This window comes from Aliihoeflea aestuarii (assembly GCF_024105665.1).
Classification (GTDB): domain Bacteria; phylum Pseudomonadota; class Alphaproteobacteria; order Rhizobiales; family Rhizobiaceae; genus Aliihoeflea; species Aliihoeflea aestuarii.
Genome location: NZ_JAAAMK010000013.1, coordinates 1 through 21,658, shown reverse-complemented (window position 1 = coordinate 21,658; position 21,658 = coordinate 1). Strand labels below are relative to the sequence as shown.

23 protein-coding genes are annotated in these 21,658 nt (G+C 62.2%); 8 read left to right on the top strand and 15 right to left on the bottom strand.

Translation table 11 applies throughout. The features are described 5' to 3' along the window. Positions 1-14: 14 nt before the first annotated feature. Both GTW25_RS18645 and uvrB read right to left on the bottom strand, forming a co-directional pair. Entirely contained in the window at positions 15-413 is a 399-nt protein-coding gene (locus GTW25_RS18645) for a GFA family protein (RefSeq protein WP_252913801.1), read from the bottom strand. A gap of 20 nt (positions 414-433) precedes the next feature. Next, complete coding sequence (uvrB, locus tag GTW25_RS18640; protein ID WP_252913800.1) at positions 434-3,274, bottom strand: excinuclease ABC subunit UvrB; 2,841 nt, start codon at positions 3,272-3,274, stop codon at positions 434-436. 140 nt (positions 3,275-3,414) lie between these two features. Here uvrB and GTW25_RS18635 point away from each other — a divergent pair, with 140 nt between their 5' ends. Continuing rightward, positions 3,415-3,633: a hypervirulence associated TUDOR domain-containing protein gene (locus tag GTW25_RS18635; RefSeq protein WP_252913799.1), complete on the top strand. Its 219-nt coding sequence runs from the start codon at positions 3,415-3,417 to the stop codon at positions 3,631-3,633. On the opposite strand, the gene GTW25_RS18630 is transcribed toward GTW25_RS18635, so the two are convergent. The 4 genes from GTW25_RS18630 to GTW25_RS18615 all read right to left on the bottom strand — a co-directional run bounded on the left by GTW25_RS18630 (position 3,630) and on the right by GTW25_RS18615 (position 7,859). Further along, entirely contained in the window at positions 3,630-4,658 is a 1,029-nt protein-coding gene (locus GTW25_RS18630) for a fatty acid desaturase (protein ID WP_252913798.1), read from the bottom strand. The two genes, GTW25_RS18635 and GTW25_RS18630, sit on opposite strands and share 4 nt — an antisense overlap. Before the next feature lie 176 nt (positions 4,659-4,834). Continuing rightward, positions 4,835-5,746 (bottom strand): dienelactone hydrolase family protein, encoded by a 912-nt coding sequence (locus GTW25_RS18625; RefSeq protein ID WP_252913797.1) that lies wholly within the window; start codon positions 5,744-5,746, stop codon positions 4,835-4,837. A gap of 141 nt (positions 5,747-5,887) precedes the next feature. Then, a complete protein-coding gene (locus GTW25_RS18620) occupies positions 5,888-6,904 on the bottom strand; it encodes a serine hydrolase domain-containing protein (protein ID WP_252913796.1) in 1,017 nt (338 codons plus the stop codon). 172 nt (positions 6,905-7,076) lie between these two features. Next, positions 7,077-7,859, bottom strand: a complete 783-nt coding sequence (locus GTW25_RS18615; protein ID WP_252913795.1) for a lytic transglycosylase domain-containing protein — start codon at positions 7,857-7,859, stop codon at positions 7,077-7,079. A 260-nt stretch (positions 7,860-8,119) separates the two neighbouring features. Here GTW25_RS18615 and GTW25_RS18610 point away from each other — a divergent pair, with 260 nt between their 5' ends. Both GTW25_RS18610 and GTW25_RS18605 read left to right on the top strand, forming a co-directional pair. After that, positions 8,120-8,365, top strand: a complete 246-nt coding sequence (locus tag GTW25_RS18610; protein ID WP_252913794.1) for a hypothetical protein — start codon at positions 8,120-8,122, stop codon at positions 8,363-8,365. A 1-nt stretch (position 8,366) separates the two neighbouring features. Continuing rightward, positions 8,367-8,870 (top strand): hypothetical protein, encoded by a 504-nt coding sequence (locus GTW25_RS18605; protein ID WP_252913793.1) that lies wholly within the window; start codon positions 8,367-8,369, stop codon positions 8,868-8,870. Positions 8,871-8,878: 8 nt separating this feature from the next. On the opposite strand, the gene GTW25_RS18600 is transcribed toward GTW25_RS18605, so the two are convergent. From GTW25_RS18600 to GTW25_RS18570, 7 genes are all read right to left on the bottom strand, one after another. Continuing rightward, a complete protein-coding gene (locus GTW25_RS18600) occupies positions 8,879-9,964 on the bottom strand; it encodes a sn-glycerol-3-phosphate import ATP-binding protein UgpC (protein ID WP_252913792.1) in 1,086 nt (361 codons plus the stop codon). Between the two features lie 13 nt (positions 9,965-9,977). Then, positions 9,978-10,826, bottom strand: coding sequence for a sn-glycerol-3-phosphate ABC transporter permease UgpE (gene ugpE, locus GTW25_RS18595; protein WP_252913865.1), 849 nt, complete (start codon positions 10,824-10,826; stop codon positions 9,978-9,980). A 61-nt stretch (positions 10,827-10,887) separates the two neighbouring features. Continuing rightward, a complete protein-coding gene (gene ugpA / locus GTW25_RS18590) occupies positions 10,888-11,772 on the bottom strand; it encodes a sn-glycerol-3-phosphate ABC transporter permease UgpA (RefSeq protein WP_252913791.1) in 885 nt (294 codons plus the stop codon). Between the two features lie 152 nt (positions 11,773-11,924). After that, positions 11,925-13,235, bottom strand: a complete 1,311-nt coding sequence (gene ugpB, locus GTW25_RS18585) for a sn-glycerol-3-phosphate ABC transporter substrate-binding protein UgpB (RefSeq protein WP_252913790.1) — start codon at positions 13,233-13,235, stop codon at positions 11,925-11,927. A gap of 174 nt (positions 13,236-13,409) precedes the next feature. After that, positions 13,410-14,024 (bottom strand): glutathione S-transferase family protein, encoded by a 615-nt coding sequence (locus GTW25_RS18580; RefSeq protein WP_252913789.1) that lies wholly within the window; start codon positions 14,022-14,024, stop codon positions 13,410-13,412. 93 nt (positions 14,025-14,117) lie between these two features. Beyond that, the gene (locus GTW25_RS18575) at positions 14,118-14,975 is read right to left on the bottom strand and encodes an EAL domain-containing protein (RefSeq protein WP_252913788.1); all 858 of its coding nucleotides are present in this window, start codon (positions 14,973-14,975) and stop codon (positions 14,118-14,120) included. Between the two features lies 1 nt (position 14,976). Continuing rightward, positions 14,977-15,876: an EAL domain-containing protein gene (locus GTW25_RS18570; protein WP_252913787.1), complete on the bottom strand. Its 900-nt coding sequence runs from the start codon at positions 15,874-15,876 to the stop codon at positions 14,977-14,979. Positions 15,877-16,048: 172 nt separating this feature from the next. Here GTW25_RS18570 and GTW25_RS18565 point away from each other — a divergent pair, with 172 nt between their 5' ends. The 3 genes from GTW25_RS18565 (at position 16,049) to GTW25_RS18555 (ending at position 19,499) form a co-directional block, all read left to right on the top strand. Beyond that, positions 16,049-17,251: a pyridoxal phosphate-dependent aminotransferase gene (locus GTW25_RS18565; RefSeq protein ID WP_252913786.1), complete on the top strand. Its 1,203-nt coding sequence runs from the start codon at positions 16,049-16,051 to the stop codon at positions 17,249-17,251. 196 nt (positions 17,252-17,447) lie between these two features. Beyond that, a complete protein-coding gene (locus GTW25_RS18560) occupies positions 17,448-19,082 on the top strand; it encodes a BCCT family transporter (RefSeq protein ID WP_252913785.1) in 1,635 nt (544 codons plus the stop codon). 204 nt (positions 19,083-19,286) lie between these two features. After that, the gene (locus tag GTW25_RS18555; protein ID WP_252913784.1) at positions 19,287-19,499 is read left to right on the top strand and encodes a cold-shock protein; all 213 of its coding nucleotides are present in this window, start codon (positions 19,287-19,289) and stop codon (positions 19,497-19,499) included. Here the strand turns inward: GTW25_RS18555 and GTW25_RS18550 are convergent. Then, positions 19,487-19,786: a hypothetical protein gene (locus GTW25_RS18550; protein WP_252913783.1), complete on the bottom strand. Its 300-nt coding sequence runs from the start codon at positions 19,784-19,786 to the stop codon at positions 19,487-19,489. The two genes, GTW25_RS18555 and GTW25_RS18550, sit on opposite strands and share 13 nt — an antisense overlap. An 81-nt stretch (positions 19,787-19,867) precedes the next feature. On the opposite strand from GTW25_RS18550, the gene GTW25_RS18545 reads away from it, so the two are divergent. Both GTW25_RS18545 and GTW25_RS18540 read left to right on the top strand, forming a co-directional pair. Continuing rightward, positions 19,868-20,083 (top strand): cold-shock protein, encoded by a 216-nt coding sequence (locus GTW25_RS18545; protein ID WP_252913782.1) that lies wholly within the window; start codon positions 19,868-19,870, stop codon positions 20,081-20,083. A 207-nt stretch (positions 20,084-20,290) separates the two neighbouring features. Beyond that, a complete protein-coding gene (locus tag GTW25_RS18540) occupies positions 20,291-20,722 on the top strand; it encodes a BA14K family protein (protein ID WP_252913781.1) in 432 nt (143 codons plus the stop codon). A gap of 56 nt (positions 20,723-20,778) precedes the next feature. On the opposite strand, the gene GTW25_RS18535 is transcribed toward GTW25_RS18540, so the two are convergent. After that, positions 20,779-21,417 (bottom strand): MBL fold metallo-hydrolase, encoded by a 639-nt coding sequence (locus tag GTW25_RS18535; RefSeq protein WP_252913780.1) that lies wholly within the window; start codon positions 21,415-21,417, stop codon positions 20,779-20,781. Between the last annotated feature and the right edge of the window lie 241 nt (positions 21,418-21,658).

The following is a 21,658-nucleotide window of genomic DNA, read 5'->3' as shown; positions in this document are numbered from 1 at the left end:
TCGGATGAACGCGATTACCATTCTTTGCGGCCGTCGAGCTTTTCGATCGTAACGCGCGACCAGTCGAAATCGTCGATCAGATTGACGTTGAGCGAATGTCTGCGCGGCAGGTCGTTCAGGTCCGGCGCGTCCGGTATCTCCTTGCCCTCATCATCGAAGAGGAGCGAGAAATCGGGTGCGTCTCCCCAAGTCTGCATGCCGCAATTACCGCAGAAATAGTGCTTGCCCAAGCCGTTGGCCGAATAGGAGCGCTCGCCTTCGTGGGCATGAAAGCGCAGGGCGTCGGCCGGGAAATAGGCCCAGAACGCCCCGGTACGCTCGCAGAAAGTGCAGTTGCAATCGGTGACGGACTGCGGATGGTCCGGCAGTTCGATTTTCGTCGCGCCACAATGGCATGTCGCGAGGATCGCCATGTTTCTCTCCCTTGATGTCGCTACTGCCCCGGCCGGCCGGTTTTGCCGGGTCGGCGCTTTTGTTTTCGCTGGTCGGCCGGGTCCTCGTAGGAGCCGATTCCGGCGCGCTCGCGTTTGACGGGCTTTTCCGGCCTGTCGCCTTCGATCGGTTTTTCCGTGCGCCGGACGGTCATCTCGTCGAGGGAATTCTTGCGAAACAACGTCGAGCCGGCGGGTTTTGCGTGGTCGCCGGAGGTGCCCATCTCGTCGAGATCGGGTTTGCGGAACAGGCTCTTGCCGTCCTCGTCCACGGTGCGATGGCGAGCCTTGCCCTTGTTGTGCTTGCCCTTCTCGCGGCCCGAAACGGGGCTTTCAAGTTCGACGTCACGGGCGAGCGGATCGTCCGAGATGGCAAGTTCGGTTTCGCGCAGACGCTTCACCTCGTCGCGCAGGCGCGCCGCGCGCTCGAAATCGAGATCGGCGGCCGCGTTGCGCATTTCCTTTTCCAGATGTTCCAGATGTGCCTTGAGATTGGAGCCGACGAGCTGGCCATCCTTGGTGACCGCGCCGATATCAGCCCGCACATGGTCGCGCTCGTAAACGGACGATAGGATGTCGCCGATGTTCTTCTTGACGCTTTCCGGCGTGATGCCGTGCTCGGCGTTGTATTCGAGCTGCTTCTCGCGGCGGCGATTGGTCTCCGCCATGGCCCGTTCCATGGAGCCGGTGACGTGGTCGGCATAGAGCACGACCTTGCCGTCGACATTACGCGCAGCGCGGCCGATGGTCTGGATCAGCGAGGTTTCGGACCGCAGGAAACCTTCCTTGTCGGCATCGAGGATGGCGACGAAGCCGCATTCGGGAATGTCGAGCCCCTCGCGCAGAAGGTTGATGCCGACCAGAACGTCGAATGCGCCGAGGCGCAGATCGCGCAGAATCTCGATACGCTCCAGCGTGTCGATGTCGGAGTGCATGTAGCGCACGCGAATGCCCTGCTCATGCAGATATTCGGTCAAATCTTCCGCCATGCGCTTTGTGAGAACCGTGCAAAGCGTGCGGTATCCCTTGGCGGTCGTGTCGCGGATTTCGCCCAGCACGTCGTCGACCTGGGACTTGGCCGGGCGCACCTCGACTGGCGGATCGATTAGCCCGGTCGGTCGGATGACCTGTTCGGCAAAGACACCGCCAGACTGGTCCATCTCCCAGCCGCCGGGCGTCGCCGAAACGGCGACGGTGAGCGGGCGCATCGCGTCCCATTCCTCGAAGCGCAGCGGCCTGTTGTCCATGCAGGACGGCAGGCGGAAGCCGTATTCGGCCAAAGTCGCCTTTCGTCTAAAGTCGCCCCGGTACATCGCGCCGATCTGCGGCACCGTGACGTGGCTTTCGTCGATGAAGACGAGCGCGTTGTCGGGAATGTATTCGAACAGGGTCGGCGGCGGCTCGCCCGGCGCGCGGCCGGTGAGGTAGCGCGAATAGTTCTCGATGCCGGCACAGGAGCCCGTGGCCTCCAGCATTTCGAGGTCAAAGCGGGTGCGCTGTTCCAGCCGCTGCGCTTCAAGCAGACGGCCGGCCTTTTCCAGTTCGGCGAGCCGCAACTGAAGCTCCGCCTTGATCGACTTCGTCGCCTGATTGAGCGTCGGGCGCGGCGTGACATAGTGCGAATTGGCGTAGATCTTGACCGATTTCAGATCGCCGGCCTTCTGCCCGGTCAACGGATCGAACTCGGTGATCGTCTCGATCTCGTCGCCGAACATCGAGATGCGCCATGCCCGATCCTCAAGGTGAGCCGGGAAGATTTCGATCGTATCGCCACGCACGCGGAACGAGCCACGCACGAAATTGATGTCCTGACGTTTGTATTGCTGGGCGACGAGGTCGGCGAGAAGCTGGCGCTGGTCGAGCCGGTCGCCGACGCTCATCTGGAAGGTCATCGCCGTATAGGTCTCGACCGAGCCGATACCGTAGATGCACGAAACCGACGCGACGATGATCACGTCGTCGCGCTCCAGAAGCGAGCGGGTCGCCGAGTGGCGCATCCGGTCGATCTGCTCGTTGATCGAGGATTCCTTCTCGATGAAGGTGTCTGTGCGCGGGACGTAGGCCTCCGGCTGGTAATAGTCGTAATAGGAGACGAAATACTCGACGGCGTTGTTCGGGAAGAACGATTTGAACTCGCCGTAGAGCTGGGCGGCGAGCGTTTTGTTCGGGGCAAGAATGAGCGCGGGGCGCTGCGTTTCCTCGATCACCTTGGCCATGGTGAAGGTCTTGCCGGAGCCGGTGACGCCGAGCAGCACCTGAGTCCGGTCGAGTTCCGAGACGCCGGAGACGAGATCGGCGATCGCCGTCGGCTGATCGCCCGACGGCTTGAACTCGGTTTCCATCTTGATCGAGATGCCGCCTTCGGATTTTTCCGGGCGGGCGGGCCGGTGCGGCGTCCAGAGCTGGCCGTTCTTATGCAGCGGATTGCCGGATTCGATCAGCGCCGAAAGCGCCGCGACGGTGGCCGTTACGCCCGACGACGACAGGGATCCCGCGTCCTCGAGACTGACGTCCAGACCGGCAACGGGGTTGAGGCCGGCGGCGGCGCGCTCCTTCGGCGAGGCCGCCCCGCCCATCGACGTGCCCCTGCCCGACCGCGTCGGCGCGGACGAGCGGGCGGCAGGCTGCTTTGCTATCTTCGCCTTACCCGGTTGAGCAGCGGCGGCTTTCGCCGCTTCGTCCGAAATCTGCTTCGCCCAGTCGGCCACGCCACCGGTGAGCGGCTCACCTTCGAATTCAGCCTGCGGCGCTTCGCCGAACCCGCTTTTGTCGAGCGGTTCGGACGCGTCCATGAAATCGGTCAGCGGGCTGCGGCGCTGCGGCTTGGGAGAGGTTTTGGCCATGGCCGGAATATGGAGAGAGTCCAGCCGGAAGAAAAGGGTGCGCCTCTGCGGCAGGCTACATCCTGACAGTATGCTGTCAGGATGTGGCAGGAACCCCCGGACCGATCCCGCATTGCTTATGCTTTTAGAGGCAGAGCGGCATGAGCAAATATCGAAAGGGCGCAAGAGTGAGCTGGAAATGGGCCAGCGGAACGGCGAGCGGCAAGATTAACGAGAGCTTCACCGATGATGTGGAGCGCACGATTAAGGGCGCGAAGATCAAGCGCAAGGCGTCGAACGAGGAACCGGCCTATCTGATCAAGCAGGACGATGGCGACCGCGTGCTCAAGAGCCATTCGGAATTGACGAAAGAGAACTAGGCAGCAGCCATCCGCACTTCGCGGAACGAGACGAGGCGGCGGCTCTGCTCGTCCCACAGGACGAGCTTCACGCAGCGCAGGCTTTCCAGAAACGTGATGCGGCCCATGTCGCGCAGTTCGGGATGGTCGTCGAGCACCTGCGGCAGACGGTAGAACGGCACTTTCGACGACAGATGATGGACGTGATGGATGCCGATATTGCCGGTGAACCAGCGGAAGACGGCCGGCAGATCGTAATGCGACGATCCATGCAGCGCCGCCTGCTGAAAATTCCACTCCTGCTGCTCGCTCCAGTGCGTTTCCTCGAACTGGTGCTGGACGTAGAAGAGCCAGACCCCGATCGTCGCCGCCATGAGCGTGATCGGGAGCTGGACCATCAGGAACGGCCCGAGACCCATCAGCCAGATCAAAAGCGCGGCCGGGACAGCGATGCCCAGATTGGTCGCCAGCGTCGAGGTCCACGGCGTCAGGCCAGCCCGCATCAGACCGAAAGGCAGGCGATACTGGCAGATGAACAGCCAGGCCGGACCGATGCCGAACATGACGAGCGGGTGGCGATAGAGCCAGTATTTCGTCCGTCCCCAACGCGAGAGCGCGCGGTATTCGGCAACCGTCAGCGTGTCGATGTCGCCGATGCCGCGCTGGTCGAGATTGCCGGTCGTGGCGTGATGGACGGCATGGGTGCGCCGCCAGTAATCATAGGGCGTGAAGGTGAGGACGCCGATGACGCGCCCGGTCCAGTCGTTCGCGCCGCGCCGGGCGAACAGCGAGCCGTGGCCGCAATCATGCTGCAGCATAAACATGCGCACCAGAAAGCCGGCGGCGGGGACGGTCAACACGAGGGCCCAGTAATGGCCGTAGACGACGCCAAGCGCGGCGGCGGTCCACAAAAGCACGAACGGCACCACCGTCACGGCGATTTCGAACGTGCTGCGCGCCGTACTCGGCTCGCGATAGCGGGCGAGAACCTTGGTCCAGGCGCGCGCGCTCTTCACGGCATCTGCGGTCGTGGGATCGGGTGTCATCAAAGGTCCATGCAAGAAGGGGACGCCAACTGCCGGAACATCTGACGCGTGCAAGATTTAGGTGCGGGAAGAGTCCTAGACATCAATTGCGGTCGAAACACGCCGCAGATCGAATCCCGATCATCCCCCTCCGGCTGCGTAGTCGCTATGGCGAAGCGGCGCAAGCGGCACGCATATCAATTGAGTTCGAAAAGCTCGGTGAGGAACGCGGAGATTTCCGCCTGCGCGGCGTCGGCCGCCGCCGGATTGTACTGGACCGCCGGGCCCTTTTCGACGCAATCGTCGGTCCAACTGAACGGCTGGCCGGTATCCGCATTGACGAGCACGCCATCGTCTTCCCGGCGGAAACATCTGCGCGACGTCTGTGCCGTCTCCTTCACATTATAGGACGGGCTGCCGGGGTGATCGAAAGCATGATGCGCGCCGGGATAGGTGAAGATCGCAACGTCGCCGCCCGCCTGCCGCAGCCGATCGGCATAGTCCCGGCAACGCGGCAGCGGGTTCCACACGTCGGCCTCGCCATGGAAAGCCCGAATGGGGACGGGACGGATGTCGAGCTCGTTCTGAAGAGCGAAATTGCAGGGCGAATAAAACGGCAGATGCGCAGCGAGTTTGGCGGTCTGTGAGCCGTACAAGCCATTGAAGCGGGTCATGGCGGAATAGAGCGCGGCAATGCCGCCGCGTGAAAATCCCATGACGGCGATGCGGTCCGGATTGATCCGCTCGTCGGCGGCAAGCAGATCAAGCGCGCGATAGGTGTCGATGATGTTGTTGAACTCGCCGACGCGGCTTTGATCTGAGAATATCTCCTCGTAGCCGCGCGCCGTATAGCTATCGACGCGCAAAGTGGCGATGCCGATTCCATTCAGCACATTTGCCCAGTGCCAGGTGACGGCACTGCCGGGACCATCCGAACCATGCAACAGGATCACGGCCGGGACGGGCTGGGTTTCGGCGGCAGGCAATTGAAGACGTCCGGTAAGCGTCACCGGCTCGGCGCCGGCAAGATCACCGGAAAGAAACTGGGTGTCGGACATGGTCAGCGAACCAAAGCTGACCGTCTCGACGGGCGGGCCGGATTGCGTCATGCCCGCGCCCGGCAGGCAGGCCAGACAAGCGATGGCAAAAGAGGCTGCACAAATCGCGCGCGATACCATCGTAACGTCCCCGATGCGATAGACCGATATTATCCTATCATGTCTCTGATCGGTTCCGAATAGATCGAAAGGTTAGCCCTGTGCCTGCCTTGCGGTTTCTATGATGCGGCCAAGCAATGCGTGAAGATCCGTGCGATGACCGGTGCGGGCGGATGGATTGTTTTCGTCCGATGTCATCACGACCGCAAGCTCCAGCGCGGGAACGATGTAGAGCATCTGGCCGCCATAGCCCCAGCCATAGACGACATCCTCGCCTGCGATACGGCGCAGGAACCAGCCATAGCCGTAGCCGTCGCCATTGAAGCGGGAATTCGTACGCTGCTGCCATGATCGCTCGATCCAGTCGGTGGAGACGATGCGGGTGCCATCCGCCGTCTCTCCGCCATTCCGGTAGACCTCGCCGAAGGCCAGCAGCGAGCGCGGGCTCATCGCCATCTGGTTGCCGCCGAGATAGATGCCCTGCGGATCACGGTCCCAGCCACCGATGCGGAAACCGTCGATGGGCCCGAGCCATTCGCGGGCAAGCTCGAGCGTGGAGCGACCGGAGACGCGCGTGAGGATCGCCGACAGAAGATGGGTCGAACCGGTGGAATAGAGCATGCTCCCGCCCGGCTCGTCGTCGAAGGGCATGGCGAGCGCAGCGCGCACCCAGTTGCCGCTTGCCACCCAGCGCCCGTAATTGGCGCCCGAGGTGCGTCCCAGCCCGGCCTGCATGGACAGCAGATGGCCAATGGTGATGTCGTCGATGCGCGGATCGGGATTTGCGGGAAGATCGCCGCCCAGCAGCGGAGCGATCCTCTGGTCGGGGCCTTCCAGCACGCCCTTGTCGATGGCGATGCCGACCAGGGCCGAGACGACCGATTTCGAAGCCGATTTGATGTTCGTCGGCGCATCTACGGAATTGCCGCGATAGCCGCGTTCCGCGACGATCTCGCCGTTCAGCGAGATGACCACGGTTTCGAGCGGGGCGATCGTTTCGGCTGCGTCGAGGATATCGGCGAATGTTACCGGATCGGCCGCGTCCTGCGCAAAGACAGGAGCGACAAGGCTGGCGGCGAAGGCGGAGAGCAGAAGGGTGCGTCGGTTCATGAGGCGGGCGCTGGTCCATATTTGGTGGGCCGCGCGCGATCGGAACCGATGCGACCGTCATTAACGGCGAGACATGGATTCCTGTGCTCGTCACAGGAATCCATGTCTCGGCATTTAACGCAGAACGCGGCGGAATGAGGATGCGCAGGCGAAGCTCACGCCAAAGTGACGATCAGGACCGCAGGCCCGTCTCGCGCAGGAGACCCTTGCGCTTGGCGTCGTAGTAATAGCCGCGCGCATAGAGCCGCACGGCGCGGTCGTGATTGCCATCAGCCGTGAGGAACGCCCCGCGCAGATATTTGACGGCGTATCGCAAATTCGTCTCGGCATCGAGCAGGCCTTCGGCAGAGCCGCGATAGCCCATGGTGCGGGCGGTGTCGTGACGGATCTGCATCAACCCCCAATAGGGGCCATTGCGCGCCGCAGGATTAAAGGTGCTTTCGCGGTTGACGACGCGGCGTACGAGTTCGACCGGCAATTGGTAATGCGCGGCGTATTTGACGATCAGCAGATCGAGTTCGGGACTGCGAGCGGCGACACCGTCGATGCCGGACGGCACGATCGCCGCCTGAAGCACGCCTGACGGTACGATGGCCGCATTGGCACCGCCCGATGGCGTGGCTCCCGCATAAGCGGATGCGACGACGACGGGTTCCTGCGCCTCCGGCGCCTCGGCCACGCCGGGAGCCTCGGCAGCCGCTTCGCCCTGCAACGTCGCGGTAACGGGATCGGCATTTTCCGCAGCGGCGATGGCCTGCGGCGTCGCTGCGGCGGTCGCGACATTGGGCGAAGGGCGCACATCGACAGTGTCCGGGAGCGCCATTTCCTCTTCGGCCGCAACCTGAAGCTGGGTGGCAATCTCGCCGCCCGTCGTCACCGTGCAGCCTGAAATCAGGCCGAGCGCAAGGAATGAAGCAGCGGCGTAGCGCGCCGGAAACGTCTTGTCGGGAGCCAAATTCGCCTCTCGCAGATTGTCTCGAATATCTCTCCGCCCCATCGCCTCTTTACGCGACCGCAACCTTTTGGGCAATCGGGAATGAAACGCGCGACCGCCTGCAACGGATCGCGCCAAGATTGCAATGAACTTTGCCTACCTGTGCACAAGTTTCACACTTATCCACTGCATCTTGTGCCTGTCGCAGAGCAAGCCATACTGAGACCAAGTGATTCGTATCATCAAGGCGTCGGAAGAACGTCGGAATCCAGGGGCAACACATGACCAAGATCGTGGAAGATTGCGCGAAGCGTCGCCTGATCGACCGCCGCGAACTCGAATTCGCGATCAGCTTCATGTGCCAGCGCGGCGTGACGCTGGACGACGTGCCGATGCAATTGGCGCGGTATTACTATGTCGACATCGACGAGGTGAACGACATCCTCGCCGAGATGGAACAGGCGGAAGCGACGCCTGCCGAGACGACGAAGCCGGCGGATACGCCGGCCTTCAGCAAGGTCGCCTGACATGCGTGCGCTGCGTGCCGCGATGCTGGCACTCGGCGCGGCAGTCGCAACATTCGCAGCAAGTCCGCCACTGCACGCACAAGCCGCGCAGGCCGATTACGAGCGGCTCGGCACCTATACCGACATGATGATGCGCGCGGCCACACTGTTCTCCGAAGGCGAGAAGAACCGCGCGACGTTCTGGTTCTACGCCGGACAATTGCGCTTTCGCAGTTACTTTGCCGCCAATCCCGACGTCGATCCGACTGGCGGACCTGCCTTGTTTGCCTCGCTGATGGAAACGGTCGGTCGGCCGATCAACGAATACGCCTTCGGTGACATCCCCCACCTCGTCTCGATCCTCGACGAAGTGCTCGAATGGGACGAGGCCGACCCGGACCCGGCGCTGCCCGCCGAAACCCACCGGGACATACGCGAGGGCCTTGCAGCGCTGCGCGATCAGACGCGGCGCGACACTGCGAAAATCCGGGCGCAGCGCGAGGCCAACGGCCTGCCGAACCGCTGACGTCTTTGTCAGATCCGCTTTCCGGTCGCCGCGTCGAACAGGTGCGTCATGCCCGGATCGATGGCGAAGGGCAACGTGTCGCCGACCTCGACCCGCGTGCCGCCTGGAAGGCGCGCGATGATCTCGCCTCCGGTCTGCGTGGCGTCGACCGACTGGCCATGCGCCAGAACGTCCGCGCCGAGGATTTCGACCGCCGTCACCTTGAGCGTCAGGTCGGCGGTGTTGCGGCTGTCCGTGACCTTCATGTGCTCTGGGCGAATGCCGAGCAGCACCTCGCGCCCAACCTCGGGAAGCACGGTGTCGCGCGGCTTGACGGTTCCGCCGTCGCCCGCAAGCACCAGCCCGCCATCGGCCACCGTCGCCGTCAGAAGGTTCATTGCCGGCGAGCCGATGAAGCCCGCGACAAATGTCGAGGCCGGCTTCTCGTAGATCGCCATCGGCGTGTCGATCTGCTCGGCAAGGCCGCCATTCATGACGACGAGCGTGTCGGCGAGCGTCATCGCCTCGACCTGATCGTGCGTGACATAGACGGATGTGACTCCGAGACGGCGCTGCAGGCTCTTGATCTCTACGCGCATCTGGCCGCGCAGCTTGGCGTCGAGGTTCGACAAAGGCTCGTCGAACAGAAACGCCTTCGGGCTGCGCACGATGGCACGCCCCATGGCGACGCGCTGGCGCTGTCCGCCCGACAATTCACGCGGTCGGCGCTGGAGGAAATCGGCGAGGCCGAGCGTCGCCGCCGCACTTTTCACCCGCTTCTCGATCTCGTCCTTGGCCATGCCGCGGTTCTTCAGGCCATAGGCCATGTTGTCGTAGACCGACATGTGCGGATAGAGCGCGTAGTTCTGGAACACCATGGCGATGTCGCGCTCGACCGGGCCCTTGTCGTTGACCACGCCGCCGCCGATCGAGATCGTACCGTCGGAAATCGATTCAAGCCCTGCGATCATACGCAGGAGCGTGGACTTGCCGCAGCCCGAAGGGCCGACGAGCACGCACATCTCGCCATCGGGAATCGAGATCGACACGCCTTTGACGGCCTCGACCTTGCCGCCATAGACCTTGCGGACGTTGTTTAGTTCGACGGTTGCCATTTGTTCGGCTTTCTCATTTCTCGGTTTCGACGAGGCCCTTGACGAACCAGCGCTGCATGAAGACCACGACGGCGACCGGTGGCAGCATGGCGAGGATCGCCGTGACCATGACGATGTGCCACTGCGTTTCCGCATCCGCGAACGAGATCATCCGGCGCAGTGCGATGACGATCGTATTCATGTCGTTCGAGGTGGTGATCAAAAGCGGCCAGAGATACTGCGTCCAGCCATAGATGAACATGATGACGAAGAGCGCGGCGAGGTTCGTCTTCGACAGCGGAAGAAGGATGTCCTTGAAGAAGCGCCACGGCCCTGCCCCGTCGACCCGCGCGGCCTCCACCAACTCACCCGGAATGGTCAGGAAGAAGGTGCGGAAGAGGAGCGTCGCCGTCGCCGAGGCGATCAGCGGGATGATGAGGCCGGCATAGGTGTTGATGAGGCCGAGATCCACCATGACCTTGTAGGTCGGCAGAATGCGGACCTCGACCGGCAGCATAAGCGTGATGAAGATCAGCCAGAAGAAGATCATCCGCCCCGGAAACCGGAAGAACACGATGGCATAGGCCGACAGCAACGAAATCGCGATCTTGCCTACGGCGATGCCGAGCGCCATGACGGTCGTGTTGAAGAGCAGAAGATCGGCTCCGACGCCGCCAGTCTGGCGCACGCCGCCGAAGATCGCCTGATAATAGTTCGCAAAGAACTGGTCGCCCGGCCACAGCGGCAGCGGCGGCCGAAGGATCGTCTGCAGCGAATGGGTCGACGCGACGAAGGTGTAGTAGATCGGGAAGGCGACGATCAGGACGCCGAGGATCAGGATCGCGTGGGCGATGTAGCGCGACGTCTTCGAAACGCCGAGCATCGCGCCCTCTTCCTTGCGGCCGAGCTTGGCGGCGGTGGATTTTCCGGTCACGGCAGCGGTCTCAGCCATAATGAACCTTCTTTTCCACATAACGGAACTGGATAGCCGTCAGCGCGATGACGATGACCATGAGGATGACCGACTGCGCGGCGGAATCGCCGAGGATCAGGTTCACGAAGCCGTCGTGATAAACCTTGTAGACGAGCGTTTCGGTCGCCCTGCCCGGCCCGCCGCCCGTGACGGCATGGATGATGCCGAACGTGTCGAAGAAGGCGTAGGTGGTGTTGATGACGAGCAGGAAGAACGTCGTCGGCGCGAGCAATGGGAAGACGATCGTCCAGAAGCGCTTCGTCTCGCCCGCGCCATCGATGGCCGCCGCCTCAATCAGCGTCTTCGGGATCGCCTGAAGGCCGGCTACGAAGAACAGGAAATTATAGGAAATCTGCTTCCATGCGGCCGCCGCGATGACGAGCCACATCGCCTGATCGCCTTTGAGCAGCGGGTCCCACGCATAACCCGACGAGCGCAGCATGTAGGCGAAGGTGCCCATCGCCGGGTTGAACATGAACAGCCACACCATGCCCGCGATGGCCGGGGCGATGGCATAGGGCCAGATCAGCATCGTACGATAGAAGCCCTTCCCCTTGATGATCTTGTCGGCCATGACGGCCAGAAGCAGCGCGATGGCCATGGCTAGAAACGCGACGGCGACGGAAAAGACCGCCGTGTTCTGGACTGCGTTGATGTAGTTCGGGTCGGCAAGCACACGCTCGAAATTGCGCAGCCCGACGAAAGTCGTGCGCAGACCGAACGGGTCTTCGCGCAGCACCGACTGGTAGAGCGCCTGGCTCGCCGGCCAGTAAAAGAAGATGGCCACGATGATGAGCTGCGGGGCAAGCAGCACATAGGGCAGCACCTTGTTGGGGAAGACGACGCGCGGGGACAAGGGGGGTTCCTCTCGGGTCAGTTCGCGGGGCGCTCCCCGTTTTCACAGCATCGGATTATCCGAAAACCGGATACCATTTCTCGCTCCGATGCCCTTAACAATCCGCCCGCGTGTCATCCACGCGGGCGGGAATGTGCGTATGGCGCGGCGGTCTAGTTGCCGATCGCTTCCTGGATGGCCGCATTGCCGCGGCGCACGGCGTTGTCGAGCGCGGTCTGCGCGTCCTGATCGCCGGCCAGCATCCGCTCGAACTCTTCGTTCTGGATGTCGCGGACCTGCGGCAGGTTGACGAGGCGCACGCCACGCGAGTTCGCAGTGGGCTCCTTGCCCATCATTTGGCTGATCGGGATTTCGCGGCCCGGATTCTCGTCGTAGAAGCCCGATTCCTTCGTCGCCTCATAAGCGGCGAGCGTTACCGGCAGATAGCCCGACACCTGATGCAGGCGCGCCTGGATCTCGGTCTGCGACAGGAACTCGAAGAAAGCCGCGACACCCTGATATTCCTCGTCCGACTTGCCTTCGAACACCCAGAGGCTTGCGCCGCCGGGAATCGTGTTCTGCGGTGCACCCTCGGCTTCCGGATAATAGGGAAGCTGGCCGAGGCCGTAATTCATGCCCGAATTGAGAACGTCGCCGAGACCACCCGAAGATTCCGTCAGAATCGCGCACTCACCCGACAGGAAGAGCTGCTTGGCTTCCGACGTGCGGCCGCCGTAGCGGAACGTGTCGTCGGCAGCGAGATCGGCGATGTTCTGGAAGTGCGTGACGAACATGCCTTCGTTGACCTTCAGCTCGACGTCGGTGCCGGCAAGGCCGTTCTCGTTGGTGCCGTACTGGAGATTGTTCCAGGCGGCGAAGTTCTCAAGGCCGATCCACGTCAACCAGGTCGAGGTCAGGCCGCACTGGGCAGCGCCCGATTCCTTGATCGTTCGGGCGGCTTCGAAGACCTCCGGCCAGGTCGCTGGCGGCGTCTCGGGGTCGAGGCCGGCTTCCTCGAACAGATCCTTGTTGTAATAGAGGATCGGCGAGGACGAGTTGTACGGGAACGACAGCATGGTGCCGTCCGGACGCGAATAATAGGCGACGATGCCTGGCAGGTACTGTGAGGCGTCGAACTCCGTGCCGCCCAGCGACAGGATTTCGGCGACCGGCTTGGTCGCGCCTTCGGCAGCCATCATGACGCCCGTGCCGACGTCGAAGACTTGAATGATGTGCGGGGCCTGATTGGCGCGGAAAGCGGCGATGCCGGCATTCAGCGTCTCGGGATAGGTGCCGCGGAACGCGGGAACGACACGGAACTCGTCCTGGCTATCGTTGAACTCGGAGGCGAGTTCTTCGACGACATCGTTGTTGGCGCCGGACATGGCGTGCCACCAATCGATCTGCGTTTGCGCGAGCGCGGTCGACGCGCTCAAAACGGTAAAGGTGGCGGCGAGGCCCGCCGCATAGATTTTCATGGACATGTTTCGCTCCCGTTTGTTGGCGAAAGAGTTGACTTCCGCGACCCGCACTATCGGCGGTCTGTGACAACTGGACGACAGACTTGCCGCTATCCAGTGAAACTGACAAACGAAGTTTCCTGAAATCGGCTAAGAGTCAACTCCCATTGGCGCAAAAAGCCGCGATTTGCTTAGTGTTTAGGCAGGTTTCCAACCGATTTCGACATGGCCTTCGTCTTCGGCAACGCGCGCAAGCCACGCCGAAACGAAAGGAAAGTGCGCAAGATCGAAACCTCCTGTCGCAGCGTCATGTGTGTAGGCATAAAGCGCCAGATCGGCCACCGAGATCGCTTCGCCGGCGAAGAACGGCGCGTGCGACAAGCGCTCCTCCATGACCGCCAGTGCCTTGTTGCCGCCGTCCAGAAGGGCGGCCATCCGCTTTTCCGTGACATGTGCGGCAAGGTGTGGATACTTCAAAAGCGAGCGACGCACGGCGATCTGAGGCTCGTGGCTGTATTGCTCGAAGAACAGCCATTGATAGCACAATGCGCGATCATAGGCGTCGGCGGGAAGCAAACGAGTGCCTTCCGCCAGATGAAGAAGGATTGCGCCGCTTTCGGCAAGCAACCGGCCGTCCGCCAGTTCGAGGAGCGGCACCTTCCCGTTCGGGTTTTTAGCCAGGTAGTCCGGCGCGCGCGTGCCGCCGTCGACCGTGCTCACCTCGACATGGCGGAAATGGATGCCGAGCTTGGCGAGAAGCAGGCGCGGCTTGTAGCAGTTTCCGCTGCTCGTCATTCCGTAAAGCGTCAGCATGGTCGTCTCCGTTGCGGGCTTCGTCAAAATGGCCGTTTCGCCACATCGAAGCGAGAGCCTGACGGCGATAGGTCCATGATTTCCGCTGATGGATCAGGCCGGCCGGCGCAGCGGAATGATCCGCGCGCGCGGATGGAGGAGTTGCGGCAGGCCGAGCGGGCGCTCGATAAACTTGGCGCCGGCCAGAACGGGCGGCGAGAACAGAAAGCCCTGAAAGAGGTCCGCGCCAGTTTCGAGAGCGGCTTCGAGTTCCGCAGGCGTTTCGATCCCGTCTGCAAGCACCTCGATTCCGTCGGCATGGAGGACCGAAATCACGCTGGCGAACAGCTTCAGCACGTCAGGCATGCGCGTGATCGGGCGGAACCAGTTGCCGTCGACGCGCACATAATCCGGTTGCACCGCGCGGGCGATCTCGACGCCGGCGATGTCCGGCCCGAAATCGCGAAGCGCCACGCGAAAGCCGTGGCGCCGCAGGATGTCCGCACGCTCCCGCGACGCCTCTTCCTTGGTGCATGCCAGTTCGCACGAGATGAGCGGCGGGTGTCGGCCCTCGTCTTCCAGCTTGGTCACCGCCCGGCGCAGCAATACCAGCGCAGTCTCCACGTCGTCCGAGCCGCCTGTCGCATCTATGCGCATCGACAGGGAGCCGGTGGGAAGCTCCAGATGCGGCAGATTGGCGACGTGCAACGCGCGGCACAGACACTCCAGACGCAGCCTGTCAGCAGGCCCCAGCCGGTCGAACAGACGGACGGGAACAGACGGCCGGCCGGCCCTGGCCGGCCGCACAAGTGCGCGGGAACCCGCGATCGTCATCTGGTTCGAGTCCAGACGATAGGTCGGCTGATAGGCGCTGCGCAGGAGATGCGCGTGGAACTGCGCGACGCTGGGGCCGGTGGCATCGTGGTGGATCGAAGCTGCGATCGATGCGTGAAGATCGTCCGTTTGGGTCATCTCAAAGTCCCCGCCGGCCGAACGTACGCCCCGGCCTCTTATATGCCGGCTCTTCCGAAACGCCGACCGGGGTCGGCGGATCGCGATCGGGCAAGCCGGGGTCATCGGCATCGATCGGCGCAAGCGGCGAACCGGTCCGGGCGATTTGAGGCGGGGCGAGCGCGAAACCCTGGATCATCGAAACGCCCACCTCGGCGGCGACATCGATCTGCCAGACCTCTTCGATGCCTTCGAAAACAGTCAGAATGTTCTTCTGCCGGAATTCCTCGACCATGACAGTCAAAAGGGCGACGCCGGGCCGCGTCTCCATCAGCCGAGAGATCCATTTGGCATCGAATTTGACGATGTCGGGACGCAACTGCTTCACGCGCTCCATGTCCGAACTTTCGGTACCGTAGTCGTCCACGGCGACACGGTACCCATCGGATCGCAGGGCGTTGACGAAATCCTGGAGTGCGGCGACCGAAGCGGAGGATTGTTCGGTGACTTCGCATACGATTCGCCCCGGCCGCAGCCCTGCCTCGGCGACGACCTCGCGCATTTCCGCTCGCGCGGCCTCCACGATCGCCCTGTCGCAAAAGAGAGACGGATCGAAATTGATGAACAGGGTCGCATCTGCCCCGAGCGAGATACCGGCATTGAGGATTTGCAGGTCGCGCGCAAGCGCCTCGATCGACAGGCGGTCGGCCGCCGGAATGGCCTTGAAGAAGGTATTCGGCGACAGCGGGCTGCCTTCACGCGAAGGGCGGACCAGCGCCTCTACGGCATGCGGACGCAACCGCCCTTTTTCAAACGCGAAGATCGGCTGGAACGCCGTGCGGAGGACGTAAGGACCCCAGCGGCCGACGACGGTGCCATCCGCTTCGCGCTCAATATGCGATCGACCGAGACCACGGGTCAAACGGGGCCCTCCCTGGCCAACGAACCCGACAAATCTCCAGCAACAACGCTAATCGGTGGTTAACCGATTGCCCGGCTGGCACAATTCCTGAACCTTGCGATTCCGCGGCAGATCATTCATGAAACGCGCGGCCGCGACAAGCGGCATGAAACCGATCCGGAGACGAAATATCATGGCCTTTCTTGCCGATGCCCTTTCCCGCGTGAAGCCGTCCGCGACCATCGCGGTGACGCAGAAGGCGCGCGAATTGAAATCGCAGGGCCGCGACGTCATCGGACTGGGTGCGGGCGAGCCGGATTTCGACACGCCCGACAACGTCAAGAACGCAGCGATCGACGCGATCAAGCGCGGCGAAACGAAGTATCCGCCGGTCTCCGGCATTCCCGAACTGCGCAAGGCGATCGCAGCCAAGTTCAAGCGCGAGAACAATCTGGATTATACGCCTGAGCAGACCATCGTCGGCACCGGCGGCAAGCAGATCCTGTTTAACGCCTTCATGGCGACGCTGAACCCCGGCGACGAGGTCGTCATTCCCCGCCCCTACTGGGTGAGCTATCCCGAGATGGTGGCGATCTGCGGCGGGACGAGCGTGTTCGCCGAGACGTCGATCGACAACGGCTTCAAGCTGACGGCCGAGGCGCTCGAAAAGGTCATCACGCCGAAGACCAAGTGGCTCCTCATGAACTCGCCGTCGAACCCGTCGGGCGCGGCCTACACGGAAGCTGAACTGCGTGCGATCGCCGACGTGCTTTTGAAGCATCCGCATTTGTGGACGCTGACGGACGACATGTATGAGCACCTGACCTATGGCGATTTCGTTTTCAGGACGATCGCCGAGGTCGAGCCGAAGCTCTACGAGCGCACATTGACGATGAACGGCGTTTCGAAGGCTTATGCCATGACCGGCTGGCGCATCGGCTACGCCGCCGGTCCCGTCGCCCTCATCAAGGCGATGGACATGATCCAGGGCCAGCAGACTTCGGGCGCCTGCACGATCGCGCAATGGGCCGCCGTGGAGGCGCTCAACGGGCCGCAGGATTTCGTCGCGCAGAACAAGGCGATCTTCCAGGGCCGCCGCGACCTCGTCGTCTCGATGCTGAATCAGGCAAAGGGCATTTCCTGCCCGGTGCCGGAGGGTGCATTTTATGTTTATCCCTCCTGCGAGGCGCTGATCGGCAAGAAGACGCCGGAGGGCAAGGTGATCGAAACCGACGAGGACTTCGTCTCCACTCTTCTGGAAGCCGAAGGTGTCGCCGTCGTTCACGGTTCGGCCTTCGGCCTCGGGCCGAATTTCCGCATTTCCTACGCGACGTCGGAAGAACTGCTCGAAGAGGCATGCAACCGAATCCAGCGCTTCACGGCATCGCTCGTCTGAGCCGGCTTTTCCGCAGCCGGTCAGAATTATGGTTGAAATGAGGCGTCAGCGCGTTAGGTTCCTGTGCCATCGCGCTTTCGCCGGCTTTCTTTCAGGTTGATCAAATACCGTCACGATATGCCGCTGCGGAAGCTATGCATTCCAGCTTGTTGACAGAGGGTATCTCTCGGCAAGGAACTGAAGACGGGGATCGATCATGGAAGACGAACCAAAGAAAAGCGCGGTCACGGTCGATGACATCGACTATGAGGTCGGGCAGGACAATATTCAGGTCTTCGGACTGGACATTCACAATCCGGTCTTCGCGATTTCGGGCGGCGTGGTCGTCGTCTTCGTGGTCCTGACGCTGCTGTTTCCGGTAACGACGGAGGAGTTCTTCTCCTGGCTGCGTCCCTGGCTGACGGATAATTTCGACTGGTTCCTGATGATCGCGGGCAATCTGTTCGTGCTTTTCAGCCTCGCGCTGATCGTCACGCCGCTCGGCTCGATCCGCCTCGGGGGCGCGGATGCGACGCCCGACTACAGCTATCTCGGCTGGTTCTCGATGCTGTTCGCGGCCGGCATGGGCATCGGGCTGATGTATTTCGGCGTTTCCGAACCGCTCGGTCACTATCAGGCCGCGATTGGCGGCGTGTCGGTCGAAAACGGCGTACGCACGGACTGGGCACCGCTCGGCGGCGCAGAGGGTGACGCGGCTGCCGCGCAAAGCCTCGCCATGGCCGCAACCATCTATCACTGGGGTCTCCACCCGTGGGCGATCTATGCCGTCGTCGCCCTGTCGCTCGCATTCTTCTCCTATAATCGCGGCCTGCCGCTGACGCTGCGCTCGGTCTTCTATCCGCTTCTGGGCGAACGCGTCTGGGGCTGGCCGGGTCACATCATCGACACGCTCGCCGTCTTCGCCACACTGTTCGGACTTGCGACCTCGCTCGGCTTCGGCGCCGAACAGGCGATGGCAGGCATCGAGTTCCTGTTCGGCATCCCGGCGACGGATGGAAACAAGGTCATCCTGATCATCCTTATCACGGCCATTGCGCTGGTGTCGGTCGTGGCCGGGCTGGACGCGGGCGTGAAGCGCCTTTCGGAAATCAACATGGCACTGGCGCTCGTCCTTCTGGTGTTCATCCTGCTTGCCGGGCCGACGCTGGTCATAGTCACCGGCTTCTTCCAGAACACCGCGTCCTACGTCACCTACCTGCTGCCGCTCGCCAATCCGTTCGGCCGCGAGGACGTGAACTTCCTGCATGGCTGGACCACCTTCTACTGGGCGTGGTGGATTTCCTGGTCGCCCTTCGTCGGCATGTTCATCGCCCGCGTTTCGCGTGGCCGGACGGTCCGCGAGTTCGTTACCTGCGTGCTGATCGTGCCGACCATTCTGTCGATCATCTGGATGTCGACTTTCGGCGGGACCGCGATCGAACAGGTTGCCAGCGCCACGAACGCGCTCGTTGCCGAAGTCTCGGACGATCTGAAGCTGTTCATCATGGCAAATGCGCTGCCTCTGACGCAGATCGTCTCCTTTCTAGGCATCGTTTTGGTGATTATCTTCTTCGTCACCTCGTCGGATTCGGGTTCGCTGGTGATCGACACCATCACCGCCGGCGGCAAGGTCGACGCGCCGACCGCGCAGCGCGTGTTCTGGGCAACGTTCGAGGGGCTGGTCGCCATCACGCTTCTTCTGAGCGGCGGCCTCGCCGCGTTGCAGTCGGCGGCGGTCGCGACGGGCCTGCCCTTCGCCGTCCTGCTCATCCTTATGATGGTCAGCACCTGGCAGGGACTGCGCGGTGAGCGTTACGTGACGACGCCGCCGGCAATGGCGCCGGGTCAGTAAGGCAAAGCGAGCCAAGGCATGGTGTAACCACATCTTGCCTTGGCTCGCTTTCCGTGCCATGGATTTGGGCGTTCGGGTATTTGACGGCCCGGAGACTGGAACGTTTTGGACGACCTTTCCCCGATTTCGTGAACTCTCGACAACAGCGATACCGTGCAAAATCGTATGGAACGCTAACTGCAATCAGGGAACAGGAGTCCCAAAATGAGCCAGAGCGGCACCGTTAAGTTCTTCAACACCACCAAGGGTTTCGGTTTCATCACGCCTGACGATGGCGCGAAGGACGTGTTCGTTCACATTTCGGCTGTCGAAAAGTCCGGCCTGCGCACCCTCGTCGATGGCCAGAAGGTCACGTTCGACATCGAGCCGGACCGCATGGGCAAGGGCCCGAAGGCCGTCAACCTTCAGGAAGCCTGATCGGCTTCAGCCTCGTACTGTGACCAATGGGAGCGCCGCGTTTTCGCGGCGCTTTTTGTTTGTGCAATCCGCAAATCAAACTTTTTGTTGCCGTATGTGAAAAAATACGGGAAAGTCGTGACGTTCGGGCAACTGCCAGCCCGGAGACTGGAATAGAATGACCGGACCGGCCCGACGACCATGATCGCTTCCACAGTCCTTCCGGCTCGCCCGCGCAACAAGAGGGTTTTGGCAAAAACCCCGCACGCGCTGACCTGTTTCTTCTCCCGCACGAGCGCACTGCCCATTTCAGCATCCATGAGCCAGAGGGTCGGAACCCTGGGCGCCGAACACGCCTGATCAGGGTTTCCGGGAGAGAGGAACGTCATATGTCGCAGAGCGGAACCGTAAAATTCTTCAACCATGCCAAGGGCTTCGGCTTCATCACGCCTGATGACGGGGAAAAGGATGTTTTCGTCCACATCTCGGCCGTTCAGGCCTCGGGCCTAGCCGGGCTGGAAGATGGCCAGAAGGTGTCGTTCGAAACCGAACCCGACAAGCGCGGCAAAGGCCCGAAAGCGGTCAACCTGACAGTCGGCGGCTGATCCGCGACAAGCCGATCGTAATCTCTGCTCCGGCGCCTCCCGTCAGGCGCCGGAGCGCTTCGGACTACCACGCCTGAAAGTGCGCTCGCGATCGAATTCGACGCGCCGATGCCTGCCGGCCACCGTTCAGCCGCCATTCATGTTCAAAATCCTATTCATTCATCAACGTCGGCGAAGGGATTGCTGTCCGACGAAGGAGTAGGATCGATGAATCGCATTGTGAAAACTGCTGCTGCCTCGGCGCTGATTGCAGCGACGACGCTCGTTGCGATCGCCCCCGCGAGCGCCCATGATCACCGCCGCTACCGCGACAATGGCGGCGCGATCGTCGCCGCCGGCGCGCTCGGTCTTGCAGCCGGCGCGCTGCTCGGCAGCGCGAACCGCCAGGCCGACGTCATCTATCGCTACGACGAGCCCCGCTACCGCTATGACGAGCCGCGCTATGTGCGCCCTCGCCCGGTCTACGAGCGCCCGGTGCGCGTCTACGAACAGCCCCGCTATGTCGAGCGCTATTCGAGCTTCGAGCCCTGGACGCGCGACTGGTATCGCTACTGCTCGGACCGCTACCGGTCCTTCGATCCGCAGAGCGGCACCTTCATGGGTTATGACGGCGTGCGCCATTTCTGTGTGGCGAATTAGAGCCTTTTCGCGAGGCTGATCCGGGAAAGCCCGCCGCAAGGCGGGTTTTTTCGTCTTCACACGAGATAGGGATTGTTGCGGCGTTCGTCGCCGAAGCGCCCGCCCGGCCCGTGGCCGCAGATGAAACCTATCTCGTCGCCGAGCGGCAGCAGCTTTTCCTTGATCGAGCTAATCAGTGTCGCGTGGTCGCCCCCCGGCAGATCCGTCCGGCCGACCGAGCCGGAAAACAAAACGTCGCCGACATGGGCGAATTTCGCATCCCGGTTATAGAAGACGACATGGCCAGGCGCGTGGCCGGGGCAATGCAGAACCTCGAATTTATGCGCGCCGAAGGACACCGTCTCGCCTTCCGTCAGGAAACGATCGGGCGTGCAGTTGGCAAGGCCCGGAATGCCGTAGCTGCGCGACTGCTCGGCGATCCTTGACAAAAGCGGCTCATCCGCCGCATGCGGCCCGACGATCTCGACACCGAGCGCCTCCTTCAGTTCCATCGCACCGCCCGCATGGTCGAGATGGCCGTGCGTGATCCAGATGGCCTCGATCGTCAGGCCGTTGTCGGTGATCGCTTTGCGGATCAGGTCGACATCGCCGCCCGGATCGACCACCACTCCTGTTTTCGTCTCGTCGTCGAACAGAATGGTACAGTTCTGCTGGAACGGCGTGACGGGAACGATGCCGGCTCTGAGTTCGCCCATGGAATTCTCCTTTCGTTGCGCCCTAACTGAGGAGAATGCGAGCGGATTGCAAGGCTGTGTCGGGGAGTTGAGCCATGGTTGCGAGTTCTGGAGCGTGTTGCAAGTTGGCATGTCGAGGCATGGCAACTGTGTTTTCAGGCGTATTGTTTTTGTTCGCGTTGCATTGCGTTGAGGACGGTGAGGAGTTTCCTTGCGACGGCGATGATGGCGAGTTTCTTGGAGCCGGATCTCGCGGCGATTG